The organism is Psychrobacter sp. P11F6 (genome assembly GCF_001435295.1).
Classification (GTDB): domain Bacteria; phylum Pseudomonadota; class Gammaproteobacteria; order Pseudomonadales; family Moraxellaceae; genus Psychrobacter.
The window spans coordinates 1,414,605-1,434,629 of record NZ_CM003594.1 but is presented as its reverse complement, the minus strand read 5'-3'; the positions used below and the strand labels follow the sequence as shown (position 1 = coordinate 1,434,629).

Here is a 20,025-nt window from a genome sequence, read left to right as displayed (position 1 = left end):
GTTTAATAAATTACCTTGAATGATTCAATAGCCATTCATTTCAAGGGCGCGCCGCTGGCTGATGCTTGATAATTGTCTTGGCCAAATGATCGCCGAACCAAATAGCCGTATCAATATCTCCACGTCCTGGCGTTTCTTCAGGGGGACCATCAAGCGACTGGGTCATCAAGCCCAAAAAGCTAGATAAACGGTTTAAATCATGAGCCTCATGACCTGTCGGCATCAGCGGTAATCCAATCCAGTTCATGCCATGCTGCATCGCATACAAAGAAATCTGCTGCAATACCGCCAGCTTATCACCGCTCAGCCCACCAGAGTTGGCAAAAGCGGCTGCCCACTTGCCTTCCCATTTACGATGATACCAGCGCTTTGAGGTTTCATCCATAAAAGTCTTAAATTCAGCAGTGACACTACCCATATATACGGCACTACCGAAAACCAGCAAATCCGCCTGATCCAAATAATCCCAGTCAACCTTGTGGACATCAACGGCTTTGGCCTGTGCTGCTGGCAATTGCTGATGCGCCCCTTTAACGATCGCTTCAGCGACGCGCTTGGTATGACCGTAGTTGCTATGATAAATAACAGCAATAGATACAGTCGGTATGCTATCAGTAATGGACGATTTGGCAGGTGTATTCATACAAACTCTAATAATGGCTATAAATGGTTAAATAAAAACAATATAAGTTCAACAGTTAATTGCGCGCAACAGCAAATAGCGTAATCCTACGCAGCGCCACGTACAATGACCAGCGCCATTCGACCTGTAGCAGGCTGCTGCAAATGCGTTTGACGCCGATAAGAATAATAGTGGTCATCAGTATAACTACAGCTGCTAGATAAGGTGTCATCTACTATAACGCCCGCCGCACTAAGCTGATCCGCTGCCAACTTTGGTAAGTTTAGCTTGATTTTTCTCGCGTCAACTGTGTTACAGATTGACAGCTTATCAACCGTATCCTGTACATGTTGAGTCTCGTTATCGCCTTTAATAGTAGCCACAGAATCTATGACATATAACGAATCAAAATGTTCAATACTGGCTGTGTTCAATAACTTATTTTCTGTGCAACCTTTCAATAATTGATTGCGAACTTGAGCGCCAACTTCATAGCTGTCTTGACTGATACAAACACCAATCCAAGCTTTGATTTGTCCCGATTGCGTAAAACATTGCACAGTCGCTTGAATAACCCCGCAAGCCAGACCTTGCCAACCCGCGTGAATCGCTGCTATTTGACCACTAGCTGGCTGATATAAGACTATCGGCACACAGTCAGCCGTCATTATCGCAAGCCCAAGCCCTTGTTGCCGACTGACCATCGCGTCAGCAGACATTGGCATCATACCTAGCGCTGTGCCATCAATATCATGAATTTGCTTACCGTGAACTTGGTTAACCCAGTGTAAGCGTTTGATGGGTACCTGTTGGCAGGCAGTCAACGATAAGGGTGCAAGCTGCTCATTGATGGCAGATAATAAACGCATGCGATTGCTCAGTACTTTTGCAGCATCGTCATTGACATGCAAACCTAAATTTAGCTCACCGTAATTCGCTTGACGTTGCTGTCGTACTAGCTGTTCTGTGGGCTGGTCTTGTGAGTCAACATCATCGCTTGAAAAGGCAGCTGTTTGAAAAACAGCCACATCATCAATCTGTGCAAGCAATGTCATAGGAAGCTGATGAGTCATGGCTGATTTACCGTCTTAATGAGTCATTTTTATATCATGGATCGCTATTTACTACTAGGCTCTGTTTTTTACAAGCGACTTTACGCTCTCGCCTACAAGGAGCGGTCTACTCGTCATCATAGCCATCACTTAGCACAGCCATTAACTGCTGCATATCTTCAGGCAGTGGTGTGGTGACTTCGATATCTTCACCAGTCGTTGGATGCACGAAACCCAGTGTGTAGGCATGCAAGGCTTGACGTGGAAAATTATTAATCGCTTGACGTTGTGCTTCTGTCAGTCCTGCCCGCAATTGACGACGACCACCATAGACACGATCACCCACTATCGGATAAGTCACATGACTTAAATGCACACGAATTTGGTGAGTGCGGCCCGTTTCAAGACCTACATCCAACAAGCAATAATTACCATTAAGCGCGGTCACATTCAGTAAATGAGTCACAGCCTCGCGTCCTGCCGTCATTACCGTCATTTTAGTACGCTGGTTGCGGTGACGACCGATTGGGGCGTCAATACGGCGATGGCGCGATAGACTCGCTGCATCCCCTGCTACCACACATTGATAATGACGATAGACCGACTTGTCCTTTAGTTGCTCCATCAGCGCAAGCTGTGCTGGCTTGGTTTTGCCAATCAACAATAGCCCTGAGGTGTCTTTATCAATACGGTGCACCAGACCTGCACGCGGCAGATGGTGCTGCTGCGGATAGTGATACAGCAGTGCATTGACCAAGGTGCCGGTTTGGTTGCCCGCACCAGGATGCACTACCATGCCAACAGGTTTATTGATGACCAATACGTCATCATCTTCATAGACCACATCGATGTCTATATTTTCTGGTTGATCTTCACTATGCTGCTCTAATGTGGTGGTTAACTGCAGCACATCACCCGCTCTGACACGAATTTTTGGTTTTTGCACGCCACCGTTATACAGCAGGCTGCCATCACTGATCCAACCTTGTAATTGAACACGTGAGAAATCGGTAAATATTTTTGAAGCCAATTTATCAATACGTAAACCAGCTTCGTCTTCTATAACCGTATGCGTCATATTAATAATTACTGGTACCACTTGACCGGCGGCTGACGCTTCATCATCGTCGCTATCATCAATGTCGTCAGCATCTTCATCGCTGCTATCTATCATATCGTCGTCAAGCTCATCACTATCTTTTAACATAGCTTCTTCTGACACAGCGTCTTCTAAAACATGATCGCCATGGCTTTGCTCATCAAGCATCGACTGATTATCGTCAGGTAATTCACTATTATTTAAAACGTCATTTGGCATCGGTGACTCTTGTGCTGATGAATCAGTCTGTCTTGATTGATTCGGTGGTAAATGGGTAGTCATAGCATTATTATTCATAGCAGATTTATATATGGCAAAGCGCCTGACGTGGTTTTGAAAGGTAGCTTTTGAGAAAATTTCTAATAAAGTGTTAAGCGTAACGCTATAAAAAACGAAAGGCCATTCGCTATCAATCACTTATCATAAAAGCGATCGTCGTCGAAAAAAGCGGAGGCAATACCGTGCTAGTGTAGCATGCCAAGCGCCTAAGCCCTATAGAAGCTGTGTGTTATCTGTCATTTTTTGATTATACCGCAGCGAGCGTCAGCGCCGTACTTAACTCTCTAAAATATGACATTGCTGTAATTTACTGTATATTTGTCAGTGTCAGCGACATTCGATATCGCTCGTGACAGCAGCTCATGTTAAAATGCCAAACTGACATGCGCTGGTTTACAGCTCATTGCGAGCAGCAGCATATCGCACCTGTGTTGCAGTAGACTAATAACTAACGATATTGACTCAAATCCGATGAGCACGATTGGATTAAGTACAATATAGATGGCGAAAAAATAGACGAAGCAAACGTTATTCTATAAAGTATAGCCATATTTTGCTGTATGCTATGCCACTGTATGCTTATCGAATTTTTTATTAAAAGCATTTGGTTTGATATAAACCCTATGCCATCAAGCGTTTTTTAATAACGATAACTGGTATGTCCGATGATTGACATAGTAGATGACAGACCACTATTGATGCCTACGCATCGTTTTTTATCATTAACCTAATATCTAGTATGATAGCGTCGCTGCTATTATACGTCTTGTGTCGGAGAAGAAGTATGCAAGCTGTTGGCAATACGTTTATCAAACTGTCCTCAATAACCCTACTTGCGCTAAGCGTAAACTTAGTGGGCTGTCAGACTTTCAAAAACCTGACTGGCGGTAAAGACGTCGATGCGGTAGAAACTGCCGAAAAATCAGAGCAGAACTATTATAACGACGCCATTACCCAGATTGATAAAGGCCGCTATACACAAGCCATCGAAGATTTGACCAATCTGCGCACTTTTTATCCTACTGGACAATACGCTGAGCAAGCATTACTCGACATGATGTACGCACAATATGCCAGTGGTAAGTATGAAATGGCAGCCGCCAGCGCTGAGCAATTTATTAACCTATATCCTTCTAATCCGCAAGTCAGCTACGCTTACTATGTGCGCGGCGTCGCCAATATGCAAGGCTCATCAGAAGGTCTAAAACTGTTTAAGCTCAATCAAGCTGAGCGTGATACCGCCTATTTACGTATTGCCTTCGCTAACTTTCAAGAGCTTATTAATAAGTACCCTAACAGCCCTTACGCGCCAGATGCCGCTCAGCGCATGACTTTCATTTACAATCAGTTTGCTGAAAGTGAGATGAGTGCCGCCAACTGGTATATCGAGCGCGAAGCTTATGTCGCTGCTGTTAACCGTGCCAAATGGGTGTTTCAATACTACCCACTTAGTGAATCCATCCCAGACGCAATCGCGGTCTTAGCTTATAGCTATGATAAACTGGGTATGTCTGATTTGGCAGCAGAATACAAAACTCTATTGCAGATTAATTATCCCAACATGTTAAGTGCTGATGGACGCGTTAAACTCGACACCAAACGTGAGCGTTCTTTCATCAACAAATTGACTTTTGGGCAGTTAAGTCGTTTTAACAAAGATACTTCATCAGTTGCGACAGGCGACTATAACGGCGCGACCAAAACTCAGGTTATTCGTAACGCCAGTCAATTAAGACTGCCAAGCGATAATGCAGCAGCAGCCAGTGCAGCGCAAGATACTTCACCTGTGCGCGCTAATACTGGCATCAATGTCGGCTTAGGTCTGCCTGAAGCATCCGCTGAGCGCATTACTAGCCAATCGAGCACTGGCTCTACGGCAAGAGAAGCCAATGTCGATCCACAAAACACCAATCCTGTACGCCGTACGACATTGCCTGTTCAAGGGATTGATATCCTGCCAGCAGATGTCGATATGAATGATGAATAAATGCGCTAAATTTGAGGCAACGTCTCTCTTTTAATTAAGAGAACGTCTCTTCTTTTTAGTACATCAACGCACATCATGAAAAAAATAAGGTCAACAACAGAGTTGGCCTTATTTTTTCTGTTTCTGTTTCATTATCTATGCCCAATATTGTTTGTGCCCAATATTGCCTATGCTTAAGATAATACACCTATGGTAAACTGTTTTTTGCATGAGTATTCCAAATCACATTCTCGACCAATTAAATAGCCAAGCTGACTTAATCAGTATCATTGGGCGTCATACGACGCTTAAACGTGCTGGTAGTGAGTTTAAAGGCTGCTGTCCGTTTCATGGCGAAAAATCGCCCTCTTTTTATGTCAATCCACAAAAAAACATCTATCATTGCTTTGGCTGTAGCGTCGGCGGTAATGCCATCAGTTTTTTACGCGATTATGAAAATTTAACGTTCATTGAAGCGGTTAATGAGCTATCAAAGCAGACGGGTATCGAAGTTCCAAAAGAAGAGCAACAAAACGTCAGCTACCAGCGCCGTGCACCAAAACCGATTGTACCACCGTCGATACCTAATCCGACTATCAACGCTAAAAGTGACGCTAAAAGTCTTGCTCAAACAATTAATGCGCCTTCTATTAACGCTACTTCGGCTATTCAGCAACAAAACCAGTACGGCGATACCGATCAACCCGTTTATCACGACAGTAGCAACGGCTACGATGAGTATCCGCCGCTAGATGCTTACGACTCAGCGTCTTATCCAGAAGATTCTTATGACGCAGACTACCAAGATGATAATAGCTATCCGCCAGCATGGTTGACAGGTGGCAATACTGACGCTGCGGCATTGTACGATGATCATAGCGTTTCCGATAAAGACGGTAACCTGTATGAGCTGTTAGAGCAAATCCAGCAGTTTTATCAGCACAATCTCACCCTTCATCCGCATGCCAAGCATTACTTTTTATCGCGTGGTATTACAGAAGACATCTTTGAGACGTTTGGTTTGGGCTATGCCCCATTTGGCTGGCAGCATCTTGAGCATCAGTTTCCACAGGATATTGAAGGCTTAAAGGCGCTTGGTTTGGTGCGCCAATCAGAGTCAGGGCGCGATTATGATCTACTCCGTGATCGGGTCATTTTCCCGATTCGAGACAATCAAGGACGCACCATTGGTTTTGGTGGGCGGGCGCTCGATGATGAGGTAAAACCCAAATATATTAACTCCTCTGACTCGCCCGTTTTTCATAAACAGCATGTGCTGTATGGCTATTACGAATCACGCCAACAACGTGCCGACAGCTGGTTGGTGGTCGAAGGCTATATGGATGTGATTGCCCTTTACCAAGCGGGTATTTATGGTGCTATCGCTTCTATGGGCACGGCGATCAATGAAAGCCAAATCTCACGACTTTTAACATTAAACCCTACCCTAACCTTGAGCTTTGATGGCGATAGCGCGGGACAAAAAGCGGCTTGGCGTACCCTTGAAGTGGCTTTGCCAGTACTTGCCGATGACAAAGAGTTGCGGTTTTTGACCCTACCAAATAATCATGATCCTGATACGTTTATTAAGAGTCAGGGCGGCGATGCCATGCGTGAGCAAATCGCGAATGCCATGCCATTGTCACAGTATATTTTTGCCTATTTAAGCGAGCGTTACGATTTAACCTTGGCAGAAGGCAAAGCCAAGCTCATGTCACAAGTACGTGCCTTGACCACTGCATTACCTAAAGGCAGTAGCTTTCGCTATTTGCTGAACAATGACGTCTATCAGAAGCTGGGTGGTAAACGTAGCCAAAATAAAGATGCAAGAGATGCGCTGGTAGATTTTGATGGTGACATGACCATCAGTCAGCAATTGCAACTTTGTTTTTTGTTTCAGCCACGCGCCTTAATTGAAGACCCTATCGAAGCCATTTGGCAGCAGGCAGGTATTAATGATTTACAGCTGCCAGCACACATCAAGCAAAAAGCCGCGCCTGACATCTTGCGTCCGCTTGCTTGGGAAGATTTGCAAGATATCGCCTTGCTGGATATCGTTAGCACCATCAAACGCTGCCTGAATCATTTACCCAAAGATGCCAACGCCGCCGCACACTTTATATTGTCTAATGTCAAGCCAATCACCCAAGAGACACTTAGCCGTAGCTGGGGCGGATTTTATAAGACATTAATTGGCAGAAATATTTTGAGCTTGGATGAGTTGATCGAAAACTTGGTGATGCAGTTGCTCAAGTTACATCTGCAAAAAAAGATGCAAGAGCTCATCAAAAATCCTGATCATATCAAGCTGGCGATTGTCCGTAAGCAGTCGCAATTATTAAATGATTGGCTACGCGCGCAGCAAGCTGAGCAGTCAGCGCAGATGGTTACCGTCAAATCTTAACGTTTGCCATTATTTTTGCTAAAAAATCTCCAACCCTTTAAAAGTATAGCGGCTGCCCCCACTACTAATGATTATGCCCAATAGCATGTATTGCCATTTAATCATTCAACTGATAGCAAATAATCAGTAAAAAACGGTCGGTAGATATCACTACCTCGTGCTTGATTACGCTGGTGTGTGTTAAACTGTGTCGCTAACTATTTATAGCCCAATTTAATAGATGGCGATAATCCGCCTCATTAAGCACAAATTTTAGATATTATTTTGAAGTATCCGTTTTTAGGGACCGTTATTTTTATATATTATTTTTTAGATAATGTTATCTTGAAGAGTTTTTAGCGTTACTAATTTCTAGCAGTTTTTTAGCATTGTAATTGTAGTATTTTGAGCCTTTATTCATATCAACTCATTTTTGATATTATTGACAACCTCTACGCCATATTTTGATGAATCGATTGATTATATCAACGCACTGAGCGAGCGATAGCGCGTCACAATATAAAAATGTCCGATGCAAGTAAGCGAGTATTTATGAACGATAAGTCAGTTTCTAAGTCCACATCTCAACTGGCCACCTTAATCCAAATGGGTAAAGAGCAAGGCTATCTCACCTATGCTGAGGTGAATGACCAACTGCCCGACTCTATTACCGAAAGCGATCAGATCGAAGATATTGTGCAAATGCTGACCGACGTTGGTATCAAAATCTTTGAATCTGCGCCTGATGCCGATGACATCTTGATGAACGACGATTCAAGTGATGATGACATGGCAGCGGATGAGGCAGCGGCGGTATTGGCCTCTGTTGAGACTGAGCCGGGTCGCACCACTGACCCTGTGCGTATGTATATGCGTGAAATGGGTACGGTTGATCTATTGACCCGTGAAGGTGAGATCGCCATTGCCAAGCGTATCGAAGAAGGCATTCGTGACGTACAGCATGCGATGTCTTACTGGCCGGGTACCGTACAGTTCGTCCTTGATGAGTATCAAAAAGTACAAGATGGTGAAAAAAAGCTTTCTGACGTCATTACTGGCTTTTTAGATCCTGAGACCGAAGCAGACAAAATCGCTGCCCAAGAAGCAAAAGAGGCAGCAAAAGAAGAACGTGAACGCATCAAAGAAGAAAAAGAAAATCCGCCTGTGATCAAAGCAAAAGCCAAAGCAGCGGCGCTTGATGATGAGGACGAGGATGAAGACGACGTTGAAGAGGAAGCTGAAGAAGAAACCAGCGGTATCGATCCTGAAGAAGTACGTCTGCGTCTAGAAGAAATCGAACACTTATTTATTAAAGCCAAGCAAGCCTTGCTAGATTATGGTCGTGGTAGCACAGAAGCAGATACTGCTTATGCCCTACTTGCCGAACGCTTTATGATGCTAAAGTTGAACAATCGCTTGTCAGACCAAGTGATGGCCATCATGCATGATGTCTATGACGACGTGCGTAAGCAAGAACGTCAAATCATGCGTTTGGTGATTCGCCGTGGACGTATGCCACGTGAAGAGTTCCGTAAGACTTTCCCTAGCAACGAAACCAACGTCGATTGGCTGATTGAGCGCATCAAAGGTAAGCCTGCATTTGCTGGTACGCTAGAAAAAGTCACTGATGATGTTATTTTATTGCAACGTCGCATTCGTGACTACGAGCAACAGCTCGACATGAAAATCCACGACATGAAAGATGTCGCGCGCCGTATGGCAGTCGGTGAAGCAAAAGCTCGCCGCGCCAAAAAAGAAATGGTCGAAGCTAACCTGCGTCTGGTTATTTCTATCGCGAAGAAATATACCAACCGTGGTCTACAGTTCTTGGATCTAATCCAAGAAGGTAACATCGGTCTGATGAAAGCAGTCGATAAATTTGAATACCGCCGTGGTTATAAGTTCTCGACCTATGCCACATGGTGGATTCGTCAGGCGATTACCCGCTCTATCGCTGACCAAGCGCGTACCATTCGTATTCCTGTACATATGATCGAGACCATTAACAAAATAAACCGTGTTTCTCGTCAGTTGCTACAAGAAATGGGACGCGAGCCAACGCCTGAGGAATTAGGTGAACGCTTAGAGATGGACGAAGTTAAAGTCCGTAAAGTACTGAAGATCGCCAAAGAACCTATTTCGATGGAGACACCAATCGGTGATGATGAAGACTCGCATCTAGGTGATTTCATCGAAGATGGTACTATCTCAAGCCCTGTTGATGATGCGACCGCAGCTGGTCTGCGTGAAGCGACTCGTGATGTATTGGGCAATCTGACTGAGCGTGAAGCACGCGTGCTAAAAATGCGCTTTGGTATCGACATGCCAACGGATCATACCTTGGAAGAAGTAGGTAAGCAGTTTGACGTAACACGTGAGCGTATTCGTCAGATTGAGGCAAAAGCACTGCGTAAATTGCGTCATCCGTCACGTTCTGAGCATCTGCGTTCATTCTTAGAGAATGATTAATAATAAAGCAAATTAAGCACCAATAAAAAAGCCGAGTTTATCTCGGCTTTTTTGTGTCATCGATTTGATGGCTCGAATGCTAATGCTATAACTACATGTCTTCATCAAGGAATACAAGAACGAGCTTGCAATGGCACTATACAATATATATGATTCGTATACATTTCATATACTAGGTAAAACAATGGGTATTGTTAAAATTGATGACACACTACACGAAGAGCTTCGTAAAGCCAGTGCGGTAATGGTACGTTCGATTAACGCGCAGGCAGAGTATTGGATAAAAATAGGTATGTTGGCCGAGGCCAATCCTCACGCATCTTATACCGATATCATCAGCGAGCAGTTAAAACGAGCAGATGTTAATATAGGAAATCTTATCGATGGCTAAAATCGCGCTAAAAACACCTGAAGACTTGGCCATCATGCGTGAGTCTGGACGCTTATTGGCATCGGTTTTTGCTTACCTAGATACGCACATGGTCGCTGGCATCTCCACAATGACTGTCAATGATTTAGTCGAGCGCTATATTGTGAATGTTTTGCAGGCGCGACCTGCCAGCAAAGGTCAATACGGCTACCAATACGTGCTCAATACTTCTGTCAATCAAGTGGTTTGTCATGGTGTACCCTCAAACAACCAATTCCTAAAATCAGGCGATATCATCAATGTAGACATTACTTTAGAAAAAGGCGGTTTTATTGCCGACTCTAGCAAAATGTATATGATTGGCGATGTGATGCCCTTAACAAAACGCCTCGTCGATAACACTTATGAGGCCATGTGGGCAGGTATCCGTGTGGTCAAGCCGGGCACAACGCTCGGTGATGTCGGGCATGCCATTCAAAGCCATGCCCAACAGCACGGTTACTCTGTCGTTAGAGAATACTGCGGGCATGGTATCGGTCGCGAAATGCACGAACAGCCTGAAGTTTTACATTATGGTCGCGCAGGTGCAGGCTTGGTTCTAGAACAAGGTATGACCTTTACTATTGAGCCAATGATTAATCAAGGCAAAGCCAAAGTAAAAATGAAAAAAGACGGCTGGACGGTGGTGACTGCAGACAAAAAGCTTTCTGCCCAATGGGAGCATACCATCGCGGTGACTGCCGATGGTTATGAAGTGCTGACGCTGCGTGAAGAAGAGACCCTTTAGAGCGTGCTTACAGTTTTCCTTGCTGCTGCGCAATACAAAAGTGATTTAAGTATTTAAGTGTCATCTTATTATTGCCATATTGGTAACTACTGATATGATAGGTCGCGATGATTTGAGTATACGCTGATTGATACCTCTGCCATCGCTTTTTTATACATGCCATCGATAGGAAACTGACATGATTGTCCGGCAAACCCCAAACGCTCTCAAGATACTTTTTACCCTGCACGGCTCTGTCATTCCAAAAATTTATCCGCAAATTTTGCTGATCGCGCTTCTCAGCACACTTATAACAATTATTCAGCACTGGCTTCCTGACTCTTTTCCTTATTATGGTATGGCTCCTTTTACCTTGCTAGGAATCGCGTTGTCGCTATTTCTTGGTTTTCGTAACAATGCCAGTTATCAACGCTGGTGGGAAGCTCGAGGGCTTTGGGGTCAGTTGGTATATGATGCGCGTAGCTTAACCCGTCAAGTGCTTTCTTTTATAGATGCTGATACCGAGAATGGGCACGAGACTGGGCGAACGATGGTTTACCTGACCATTGCTTTTGCGCATGCTGTGCGCCATCGCCTGCGCGGCTCGTCACCTTGGCATGATGTCGAGCCTTTTGTCGCATCGAAACACCATGATAGTATGCGCCAAGCGCGCAACCTACCTGATTACATCATGCGCCTCATGGGTAAGCAGCTCGGCGACATTCGGCGTCAAGGACTGGTGTCAGAGCAAGTCATACAGAACATGGACGAGCGCCTGACGTCTATGACCATTGTATTGGCGGCCTGCGAGCGCATTCATAATACACCGCTGCCGTTTGCTTATATGCTGCTGGTCCATCGCACGACCTATCTGTATTGCATCATGTTGCCTTTTGGCTTGGTGGCCTCGCTCGGTTGGGTGACCCCACTGATTTGTGCCGTGATCGCTTATACCTTTTTTGGTTTAGATGCCCTCAGTGAAGAGCTAGAAGAGCCTTTCGGCTTAGCCGCCAACAAACTACCCCTGACTGCATTGTCGCGTACTATCGAGATCAATCTGCGAGAAGCACTAGAAGAGGCAGATATTCCGCCTGAGATCACTCCTATCAATGGCTATTTACCATAGCCTCTTAGCTGAACGCCTATAAAGCTTAAAGTAATCAATGCTAAATGAGATAATATCCCATAAACGTATTGCCTTAATTTATGAGATATTTTTTATATATCCTAACTTCAAGCAGCTAAATACTATAGGCAATAGTAGAGCCTTTATGAATAAAAAATACATTTGAAAATAGTGATTTCTCTCGCCATTCTCGTGTTACTTGACCAGCTTAATAAAAGGTAAAATCCTGTCTATTTACGCTTGTAAGACAACCTTTATTCATGGTTTTTTGCGCATTACTTGCTAATGATGGCTGAATTCGTCTACCATAGAGCCGATTGCTTAAGCACGAGCAGTTTAAACTTATGTAAACTTTATATCTATTTCTGAAAAATAAACCTTGTCGGGGTGCTTTGATTTTGATGCTTTAACTACAATTCAAAATCATGGCTGAGAGTTACCCGCGAACCTGATGCAGTTAGCACTGACGTAGGAAACAAGCGTGACATTTTATAGCACACCTCTTAAGCATCTATTGCTAAGCAAGCCTTGCCAGTTTATTCACATAATCTGGTAAGGTTTTTTTGTGCTTGCTTACTGATCACCTCCTACTCTTTGCTTACTCGCATTTTATAACAGTAAGTGAACACTATGAACTACCAAACATTACGCCACAATTGCCCAACTTGGGATGGCTATATTCAGCATGATTTTGTCAAACAGCTAACGGCAGGTACGCTCGCCCCTGACAGCTTTCGTCACTATCTTGTGCAAGACTATTTATATCTTATTCACTATACCCGTGTGATGGCGTTGAGCGTGTATAAGAGTGATACGCTGGCACAAATGCGAGTCGGTCAAGCGGGCATCAACGCCATGCTCGATATGGAAATTGGCATGTATCTCGATTTATGTCATGAGTGGAACATCCCACTTAAAGAAGTAGAAAGCGCCCCTGAATCTGCCGTGACTATTGCCTATAGCCGCTACCTATTGGACGCTGCGATGTCAGGCTCATTGGCTGAGCTTTATGCGGCGATTGCTCCTTGTTTGATGGGTTATGGCGAAATTGGCAAACGCATTAAAGAACAAGGTTTTGTCGCGGACAATCCTTACCAGCCATGGATTGATGTCTTTGCCAGTGACGAATTTCAAGCGATTACCGCGCAGAATGAAGCGCAGATTAATACGCTACTAGCGCAGGCCAACCCCACTCAGGCAGACAAATTCAAACAGTTATTTAATACTGCTTCACGTATGGAAGTGAATTTTTGGCAGCAGGCGCTTGATCTGTCCTAGCCCCTATGCAAGGTGCTAGCTTTATGGCAAATTTAACGTCACGTACTATTCAATATAGTTGATTCAATTTAAAACAGTGACAAGGCAACCAAGTGCAGATGTATGAGTAATACTTTAAGCGAGGTTAACGCTGTCACTCTTTTATAGTGGATTAACGATACAACAAAAAATACTCAAGGAGAAACATCATGGCAGCATTCGATGAACACGCAAGCGCGTATGACAGCTGGTTTTTTGACAACCAAAACTTACTGACCAGTGAGCTAAAACTGGTCGCTCATTTTTTAGATAAGGACAGTGAGATATTGTCTATCGGCTGCGGTAGTGGACTGCTTGAGTCACTATTGGCGCAGGATTATGATATCCATATCAGGCACGGCATTGAGCCTTCTAAAGACATGGCCGCCATTGCCGAAAAACGCGGTCTGCAAGTGGATATTAGTCCTGCCGAGACTTGCGATATTGAGCCAAATAAGTTTGATATCATCATGTTTAACGGCAGTGTCAGCTACATCAACGATTTGGATATCTGTATTAAAAAAGCATTTGATGCCTTAAAAACGGGCGGCAAATTGATTGTTATCGATGTGCCAAAAGAAAGCGGTTTTGCGAGCTTATATAATTTGGCAAGCTCATTAAATACTTGGGAGCATCCGCTACTTGCGCATATCTCTCCTGCTGACCCCTATCCTATTGAGCTGGTTAAATCAGCAAATTGGCGCACCTCTGATGAAAAAATCGCGCTGATGCAAGCCTATGGTTTCGTCGATTTTGAGTATGCACAAACCTTACTGACCCATCCTATGTATGCCAATGACAAGGTGCAAGAAGTCGTCGAAGGCTACGACCGTGGGGATTATGTCGCTGTTTGTGCTTATAAAAAATGAGCTGATAGGTGTATTTGCGTGTGATTAGCATGGATGACTGAGCAAAATTTATGACAGATCACAGTGATCCATAGCATACTGTCATTGCCATGTTAGCACTTGAATTATAAGTTTAGTGCCACTATAAATGGTGGATAAAGCTCTTATGCTAATAGCTAACATTTAATAAAGCGAGGCACACATCATGACTGACGATCCAAAAGACAGCACCAATCAAAACAACAACCAAGCACCAACAAATGAAAAATCAGTAAAAATGACCAACCTAACGCCCAATCAAGGTGTGATCACAGGCAAAAGGACGGATATTCAAAATCCTGAGCTTTGGGACTTTCCAATGAACTATCCACTTAGCATCATCGGTCATGAAGGCGAGCGTGAGAACTTACTCAACGAAGTGAAGCTTATCTTGGGCAGTCAGTTCCCTGATTTTGATTTGGCCTCGATAGAAGTGAAACCGTCTAAAACGGGTCGCTTCCATTCAGCACGGGTCAATCTATATCTTACAGCAGCCGATCAGGTCAATGTGCTGTATGCCTCACTCGACGCTGCCAAAACAGTTCGTTTGGTCGTATAAATAGATAATTGTCGTTTAAAAAAAGCCAGCCGCTTTTCCGTCGAAATCGTCATTCATACGGGTGGCGATTTTTTGTGGTTTGCTGTACAATCTGCGCCCTCATTATTATTGTTCTGTGTCCCCTTATTGGTGGGTCATTTACTCGCGAATAAAAAGCAAACTGTCAGCCCGTTTTTACAAAAAACTTATTATTTGAGTCAATCGCGTCTAACCCTTACCCCATCGTCCTTTGCTAAAATTCGGACACAGCACAACCTCACAGCAACATAGTTTGATGCTAAAATCAATATAGTATTTTCAAAATTTTCCCGCTATATTGTGCCTACCTACTAACAAACACGCTATATGTAGTACTCAGTGAATTTAATTGTCACTATGAGTAGCGGTAGATTTTTGCCTAAAAAAACACCTATCGCGGCGCAAGCATCGTAGCATTATAAAGAATGCCTGCCGTTTACTGACTGTGCAGCATCACTATAAGCAACATTATAAATAATTACCAAGTTATCAACTTAAGAGGGCAACATGACACACATCGACAAAATCAAAGTGACCAAACGTGACGGACGATTAGAGCTTATTGATTTGGATAAAATTCATAAGGTAATCGAGTGGGCAGCTCACAATTTGGATAATGTGTCTGTGTCGCAAGTTGAGCTAAAGTCGCACATTCAGTTTTATGAAGGTATCAAGACTCGCGATATTCACGAGACCATCATCAAGTCAGCAGCAGATCTTATCTCTGAAGATACGCCTGATTATCAGTATTTGGCTGCGCGTTTGGCGATTTTCCATCTGCGTAAAATTGCTTACAATAAATTCACCCCGCCGCACCTTTATGATCATGTCAAAAAACTGACCGACGCTGGTAAATACGATCAGCATATCCTAGCTGATTATAGCCGTGCCGAGTTTGATGAATTAGAAGCATATCTTGATCACTGGCGTGATATGAACCTAGCTTATGCTGCTGTTGAGCAAATGGCAGGTAAATACCTCGTCCAAGACCGTGTTAACAAGACCGTCTTTGAAAGCCCGCAGTTCTTGTACATGCTGGTTGGTATGTGTTTGTTTAGCCGTTATGACAAGTCAGATCGTTTGGACTACGTAAAGCGTTTTTACGATGCGACGTCGCAATTCAAAATCTCACTACCAACACCAATCATGGCAGGCGTGCGTACGCCATCGCGTCAGTTTAGCTCATGCGTATTGATTGAATGCGGTGATAGCCTAGACTCGATCAACGCGACCACCAGCGCCATCGTACGCTATGTGTCACAGCGTGCTGGTATCGGTATCAATGCAGGTCGCATCCGCGCCCTTGGTAGCCCTATCCGTGGCGGCGAAGCACAGCACACGGGTTGTATCCCATTCTATAAACTGTTCCAAACTGCTGTGAAATGCTGCTCACAAGGCGGCGTCCGTGGTGGTGCAGCGACGTTGTTTTACCCACTATGGCATTTAGAAGTTGAGTCATTATTGGTACTTAAAAACAACCGCGGCGTGGAAGATAACCGTGTCCGTCATATGGATTACGGCGTACAGTTAAACAAAACGATGTACACCCGCTTGATCAAAGGTCAAGACATCTCGCTATTTTCACCAGGTGATACCCCTGGCTTGTATGATGCGTTCTTTGAAGATCAAGACAAATTCGAAGAGTTATACACCAAGTACGAAAATGACCCAAGCATTCGTAGCCGTCAAATCCCAGCAGCTGATTTGTTTAGCCTAATGATGCAAGAGCGCGCCAGTACGGGTCGTATCTATATCCAAAACGTCGATCATTGCAACACGCATAGCCCATTTGACGCGACGGTTGCACCGATTCGCCAGTCAAACCTATGTATGGAAATCGCCCTACCGACTAAGCCACTTGATAACATCAATGACGAAGAAGGCGAAATCGCCCTTTGTACGCTATCAGCGGTCAACTTAGGTAAAGTCGACAACGTCAGCGATATCGAAGAGCCAGCCGAGCTCATCGTCCGTGCGCTTGATGCCCTGCTCGATTATCAAGACTATCCAGTCAAAGCAGCTCAAAATGGCAGCATGCGTCGTCGTACGCTCGGTGTTGGCGTGATTAACTATGCGTATTACCTTGCGAAAAATGGCGTGCGCTATTCGGACGACTCAGCACTAGGTCTCACGCATCAAACGTTTGAAGCGTTGCAATTTTATCTCTTGAAAGCGTCAAACAAATTGGCAAAAGAGCAAGGCGCTTGCCCTGCCTTCAATGAGACTACATATTCACAAGGTATCTTGCCGATTGATACGTACAAAAAAGATTTGGACAAAATCTGCCAAGAGCCGCTACATCTCGATTGGGAAAGGCTGCGTACTGAAATCACCACTCACGGTCTGCGCAACTCTACCCTAACCGCCTTGATGCCATCTGAGACCTCTAGTCAGATTGCCAATGCGACCAACGGTATCGAGCCACCACGCGGTCTGGTCTCTATCAAAGCGTCAAAAGACGGCATCTTAAAGCAAGTCGTGCCTGAGATTGATAAGCTAAAAGGTCAGTACGAGCTACTATGGCAAATGCCAAACAATGACGGTTACCTAAGGCTGGTCGCTGTCATGCAGAAATTCGTCGATCAAAGTATCTCTGCCAATACCAACTACGATCCCGTTCGTTATGAAGGCGGCCGTGTACCGATGAAGATATTGCTAAAAGATTTGCTAAATGCGTATAAGCTTGGCGTGAAAACTTTGTATTACCATAATACGCGTGATGGTGCGAACGATGCCCAAGCGGATATGGAAGATGATTGTGCTGGCGGGGCTTGTAAGATTTAGAGTTCTAGGTATCACGTTCTCTGTTGAAATACAGAGGGCGTGATAATTACTTTTATGCAGACAAAGGAGGTAAAAAGGCAATAACAAAAGTAGGTTTTTCTCAAATTAATCAAACAAAGAGGTTAATAGCTCATGGCTAAAAATACTGGAAATGGAAGTCGAAAGGGTTCAGTGACAGGTCGAACTCAGATTAAGCATCCTAGTAATCCTGAACACTCAATTAAGAGAGATGCTAATACAGGTCAATTTATGAGTGGTATGAAAGGTAGTTATAAAGGAGTCGCACAGGAGGTAGATAGTAGAAGATAAAAATGGCATTGATGATAAATCACCAATGCCATCGGAGATACTGAATACGCCAATATTCAATATCAGGAAGTTGAGACTATCGACATCCACAAGTGGTTTGGCAATAGAATAACCTCTAGAGAGACGTCATTCTAATTTAAACCATACCACTTGTCCAAGAAAATTGATGAAGTAATAGTCATCCTTTAAAACAAACTTAGACGAGAGGTAAAAGTATATGGAAACATATCGTGATTTAAATAATGATTCAGGTGTAAGTGCTTATGAAATCAGTAATGACTCAATCACTGTGCGTTTCAAAACAGGTGCAGAGTACCTGTATAACTATGCATCAACTGGGGTCACTGATATCGAAGAGATGAAAAGACTCGCGCAATCTGGAGATGGCTTAAATAGTTATATTAGCAGAAAAGTCAAAGGCAACTACGTCAAAAGACTAGCGTAGATAGTTAAAGTTGTAGCAAGTGTAGGTTGGACGTTGTTTGTTGACACCAACCTACCATAATTAAAATAATTTTTAGTTATTTAGGTAGATTTATGGATGCTACAGACATAGTTACGATTTTAGCTGTTTTTCTTGGCCCTATCTTCGCAGTGCAAATTCAAAAACTTCTTGAATATAGTAAGGAACATAGAAACAAAAAGCTTAGTATCTTCCATGTATTAATGTCAACTCGTGGAATAAAATTATCCGCAGAGCACGTATCTGCATTGAATATGATAGATATAGAATTCTATGGAAAAACCCGTTTTGGAAAACATAAACAATCTAATAGTGAGAAAAAAGTTACGATTGCATGGAAGCTATATAAAGATTACTTAAATACAGAGTCACAATATATAGATAATTGGGATAAACAAGCGACTGATCTATTTATATCTTTGTTATCCGCCATGGGTCAGGATCTTGGATATGAGTTCGATGACGTCCAAATTAAAAAGGACTGGTATAGACCTATTAGCCATGAACATATTGAGAACAGCAAACTCAAGTTACTTCAAGGGTTGGTGGAAATGTTAGACGGTGAAAAAGCTATTCCAATAACTATTGAAAGTTTATCGCAAAATAAAACTAAGAATCAGAGTGATAAACTATCTTATTAATCAAGCGTAGGTTGGGTGGAGCTTGCGACACCCAACGATTTTAATTGAATAATATGCTGAGTCTCGTGCCTCGACACCAATCTACCTTTAGATCGTAACGGTTTTTGCAGGGTGTGTTCCACGCACCGATGATATAGAACTTGCATTTAAAGATGCGCGAGGCATATCCTAAGCCTACTATGTCAAAATACTGGGCTTTGGTTCAAGTTTAAAGGTGCGCGAGGCGCACCCTACAAATTACTAACTCCAAATATTTAATTTAATACAATAACAATTAAGACCTAATTTTCGTGCTAAAATCAGCCCTATATTTAGAGCGTAATATTAGCGGAGAATGAGTTATGCAACCAATATTTGCCACACAGACAGCCAGTATTTCAGAACTAAAAGCCAACCCATCGGCACTGATTAAACAGTCAGATGGTGAGTCCATTGCTATTTTAAACCATAACAAACCCGTGGCTTACCTAGTTTCGACAGACGTATTCGAACGTATGATGGAAGCGATGGACGACATGGCATTAAGCCAAACCGTTAGCGCACGATTAAATGACGGGCAGATACCGATAAAGGTATGTTTGGATGACTTATAATCTTGAGTTTCATCCTTTGGCATTAAAAGAGTGGAAAAAGATAGCACCAAATATTCAGCAGCAGTTTAAGAAAAAATTACAGCAGCGATTGTCAAACCCTCATGTGCCTGCGTCAAAACTATCGGGACATACGGATACTTATAAAATTAAGTTACGCACTGTAGGGTATCGTCTGGTATACACCGTAAAAGATGATGTGGTGGTAGTTTATGTATTGGCAGTTGGCAAAAGAGAAAACAACAAAGTATATGACAATCTTGCGACGCGCCAGCCATGATGAAGCTAAGATATTGAGACAGTCATTGTAGGAAGCGTCCAGCGCTATCATAGAAATATAGAAACA

The 20,025-nt window shown here is 43.5% G+C and carries 17 protein-coding genes and 1 riboswitch; of the genes, 14 read left to right on the top strand and 3 right to left on the bottom strand.

The genetic code is table 11. The features are described from left to right. Positions 1-40 precede the first annotated feature (40 nt). The 3 genes from AK822_RS05930 to AK822_RS05920 form a co-directional block, all read right to left on the bottom strand. Positions 41-643, bottom strand: a complete 603-nt coding sequence (locus AK822_RS05930; RefSeq protein ID WP_060490918.1) for a flavodoxin family protein — start codon at positions 641-643, stop codon at positions 41-43. 86 nt (positions 644-729) lie between these two features. Beyond that, positions 730-1,695: a purine nucleoside phosphorylase YfiH/LACC1 family protein gene (locus AK822_RS05925; RefSeq protein WP_060490917.1), complete on the bottom strand. Its 966-nt coding sequence runs from the start codon at positions 1,693-1,695 to the stop codon at positions 730-732. Between the two features lie 106 nt (positions 1,696-1,801). Further along, positions 1,802-3,055: an RluA family pseudouridine synthase gene (locus tag AK822_RS05920; protein ID WP_227678117.1), complete on the bottom strand. Its 1,254-nt coding sequence runs from the start codon at positions 3,053-3,055 to the stop codon at positions 1,802-1,804. Between the two features lie 781 nt (positions 3,056-3,836). On the opposite strand from AK822_RS05920, the gene AK822_RS05915 reads away from it, so the two are divergent. The 14 genes from AK822_RS05915 to AK822_RS05850 all read left to right on the top strand — a co-directional run bounded on the left by AK822_RS05915 (position 3,837) and on the right by AK822_RS05850 (position 19,959). Further along, positions 3,837-5,039, top strand: coding sequence for an outer membrane protein assembly factor BamD (locus AK822_RS05915; RefSeq protein WP_060490916.1), 1,203 nt, complete (start codon positions 3,837-3,839; stop codon positions 5,037-5,039). A gap of 208 nt (positions 5,040-5,247) precedes the next feature. Further along, positions 5,248-7,422: a DNA primase gene (locus AK822_RS05910; protein ID WP_060490915.1), complete on the top strand. Its 2,175-nt coding sequence runs from the start codon at positions 5,248-5,250 to the stop codon at positions 7,420-7,422. Positions 7,423-7,953: 531 nt separating this feature from the next. Continuing rightward, a complete protein-coding gene (rpoD, locus tag AK822_RS05905) occupies positions 7,954-9,870 on the top strand; it encodes an RNA polymerase sigma factor RpoD (protein WP_045452235.1) in 1,917 nt (638 codons plus the stop codon). Between the two features lie 184 nt (positions 9,871-10,054). Then, the gene (locus tag AK822_RS05900) at positions 10,055-10,261 is read left to right on the top strand and encodes a ParD-like family protein (protein ID WP_060490914.1); all 207 of its coding nucleotides are present in this window, start codon (positions 10,055-10,057) and stop codon (positions 10,259-10,261) included. Beyond that, the gene (gene map, locus AK822_RS05895) at positions 10,254-11,027 is read left to right on the top strand and encodes a type I methionyl aminopeptidase (protein ID WP_060490913.1); all 774 of its coding nucleotides are present in this window, start codon (positions 10,254-10,256) and stop codon (positions 11,025-11,027) included. Before AK822_RS05900 ends, map begins: the two co-directional genes overlap by 8 nt. Before the next feature lie 178 nt (positions 11,028-11,205). Continuing rightward, positions 11,206-12,132, top strand: a complete 927-nt coding sequence (locus AK822_RS05890) for a bestrophin family protein (protein WP_060490912.1) — start codon at positions 11,206-11,208, stop codon at positions 12,130-12,132. A 373-nt stretch (positions 12,133-12,505) separates the two neighbouring features. Continuing rightward, positions 12,506-12,624: riboswitch (TPP riboswitch) on the top strand. Positions 12,625-12,762: 138 nt separating this feature from the next. Beyond that, the gene (tenA, locus tag AK822_RS05885; RefSeq protein WP_060490911.1) at positions 12,763-13,410 is read left to right on the top strand and encodes a thiaminase II; all 648 of its coding nucleotides are present in this window, start codon (positions 12,763-12,765) and stop codon (positions 13,408-13,410) included. A gap of 188 nt (positions 13,411-13,598) precedes the next feature. After that, positions 13,599-14,297, top strand: coding sequence for a class I SAM-dependent DNA methyltransferase (locus AK822_RS05880; RefSeq protein ID WP_060490910.1), 699 nt, complete (start codon positions 13,599-13,601; stop codon positions 14,295-14,297). A 256-nt stretch (positions 14,298-14,553) separates the two neighbouring features. Beyond that, positions 14,554-14,874 carry a YbeD family protein gene (locus AK822_RS05875; protein WP_045446256.1) on the top strand — a complete coding sequence of 107 codons (321 nt, stop codon included), beginning with the start codon at positions 14,554-14,556 and terminating at the stop codon, positions 14,872-14,874. 525 nt (positions 14,875-15,399) lie between these two features. Continuing rightward, entirely contained in the window at positions 15,400-17,676 is a 2,277-nt protein-coding gene (gene nrdA, locus AK822_RS05870) for a class 1a ribonucleoside-diphosphate reductase subunit alpha (RefSeq protein WP_060490909.1), read from the top strand. A 526-nt stretch (positions 17,677-18,202) separates the two neighbouring features. After that, positions 18,203-18,430: a hypothetical protein gene (locus AK822_RS05865; protein ID WP_060490908.1), complete on the top strand. Its 228-nt coding sequence runs from the start codon at positions 18,203-18,205 to the stop codon at positions 18,428-18,430. A 92-nt stretch (positions 18,431-18,522) separates the two neighbouring features. Then, positions 18,523-19,089, top strand: coding sequence for a DUF6680 family protein (locus tag AK822_RS05860; protein ID WP_060490907.1), 567 nt, complete (start codon positions 18,523-18,525; stop codon positions 19,087-19,089). A 341-nt stretch (positions 19,090-19,430) separates the two neighbouring features. After that, the gene (locus AK822_RS05855; RefSeq protein WP_060490906.1) at positions 19,431-19,682 is read left to right on the top strand and encodes a type II toxin-antitoxin system Phd/YefM family antitoxin; all 252 of its coding nucleotides are present in this window, start codon (positions 19,431-19,433) and stop codon (positions 19,680-19,682) included. Further along, positions 19,672-19,959, top strand: a complete 288-nt coding sequence (locus AK822_RS05850) for a type II toxin-antitoxin system RelE family toxin (protein WP_010198775.1) — start codon at positions 19,672-19,674, stop codon at positions 19,957-19,959. Before AK822_RS05855 ends, AK822_RS05850 begins: the two co-directional genes overlap by 11 nt. The last annotated feature ends 66 nt before the right edge of the window (positions 19,960-20,025 follow it).

Coding starts and splice junctions, on each gene's coding strand:
- AK822_RS05930 (WP_060490918.1), bottom strand. CDS start 643: ATGAATACACCTGCCAAATCGTCCATTACTGATAGCATACCGACTGTA.
- AK822_RS05925 (WP_060490917.1), bottom strand. CDS start 1,695: ATGACTCATCAGCTTCCTATGACATTGCTTGCACAGATTGATGATGTG.
- AK822_RS05920 (WP_227678117.1), bottom strand. CDS start 3,055: ATGACTACCCATTTACCACCGAATCAATCAAGACAGACTGATTCATCA.
- AK822_RS05915 (WP_060490916.1), top strand. CDS start 3,837: ATGCAAGCTGTTGGCAATACGTTTATCAAACTGTCCTCAATAACCCTA.
- AK822_RS05910 (WP_060490915.1), top strand. CDS start 5,248: ATGAGTATTCCAAATCACATTCTCGACCAATTAAATAGCCAAGCTGAC.
- rpoD (WP_045452235.1), top strand. CDS start 7,954: ATGAACGATAAGTCAGTTTCTAAGTCCACATCTCAACTGGCCACCTTA.
- AK822_RS05900 (WP_060490914.1), top strand. CDS start 10,055: ATGGGTATTGTTAAAATTGATGACACACTACACGAAGAGCTTCGTAAA.
- map (WP_060490913.1), top strand. CDS start 10,254: ATGGCTAAAATCGCGCTAAAAACACCTGAAGACTTGGCCATCATGCGT.
- AK822_RS05890 (WP_060490912.1), top strand. CDS start 11,206: ATGATTGTCCGGCAAACCCCAAACGCTCTCAAGATACTTTTTACCCTG.
- tenA (WP_060490911.1), top strand. CDS start 12,763: ATGAACTACCAAACATTACGCCACAATTGCCCAACTTGGGATGGCTAT.
- AK822_RS05880 (WP_060490910.1), top strand. CDS start 13,599: ATGGCAGCATTCGATGAACACGCAAGCGCGTATGACAGCTGGTTTTTT.
- AK822_RS05875 (WP_045446256.1), top strand. CDS start 14,554: ATGACCAACCTAACGCCCAATCAAGGTGTGATCACAGGCAAAAGGACG.
- nrdA (WP_060490909.1), top strand. CDS start 15,400: ATGACACACATCGACAAAATCAAAGTGACCAAACGTGACGGACGATTA.
- AK822_RS05865 (WP_060490908.1), top strand. CDS start 18,203: ATGGAAACATATCGTGATTTAAATAATGATTCAGGTGTAAGTGCTTAT.
- AK822_RS05860 (WP_060490907.1), top strand. CDS start 18,523: ATGGATGCTACAGACATAGTTACGATTTTAGCTGTTTTTCTTGGCCCT.
- AK822_RS05855 (WP_060490906.1), top strand. CDS start 19,431: ATGCAACCAATATTTGCCACACAGACAGCCAGTATTTCAGAACTAAAA.
- AK822_RS05850 (WP_010198775.1), top strand. CDS start 19,672: ATGACTTATAATCTTGAGTTTCATCCTTTGGCATTAAAAGAGTGGAAA.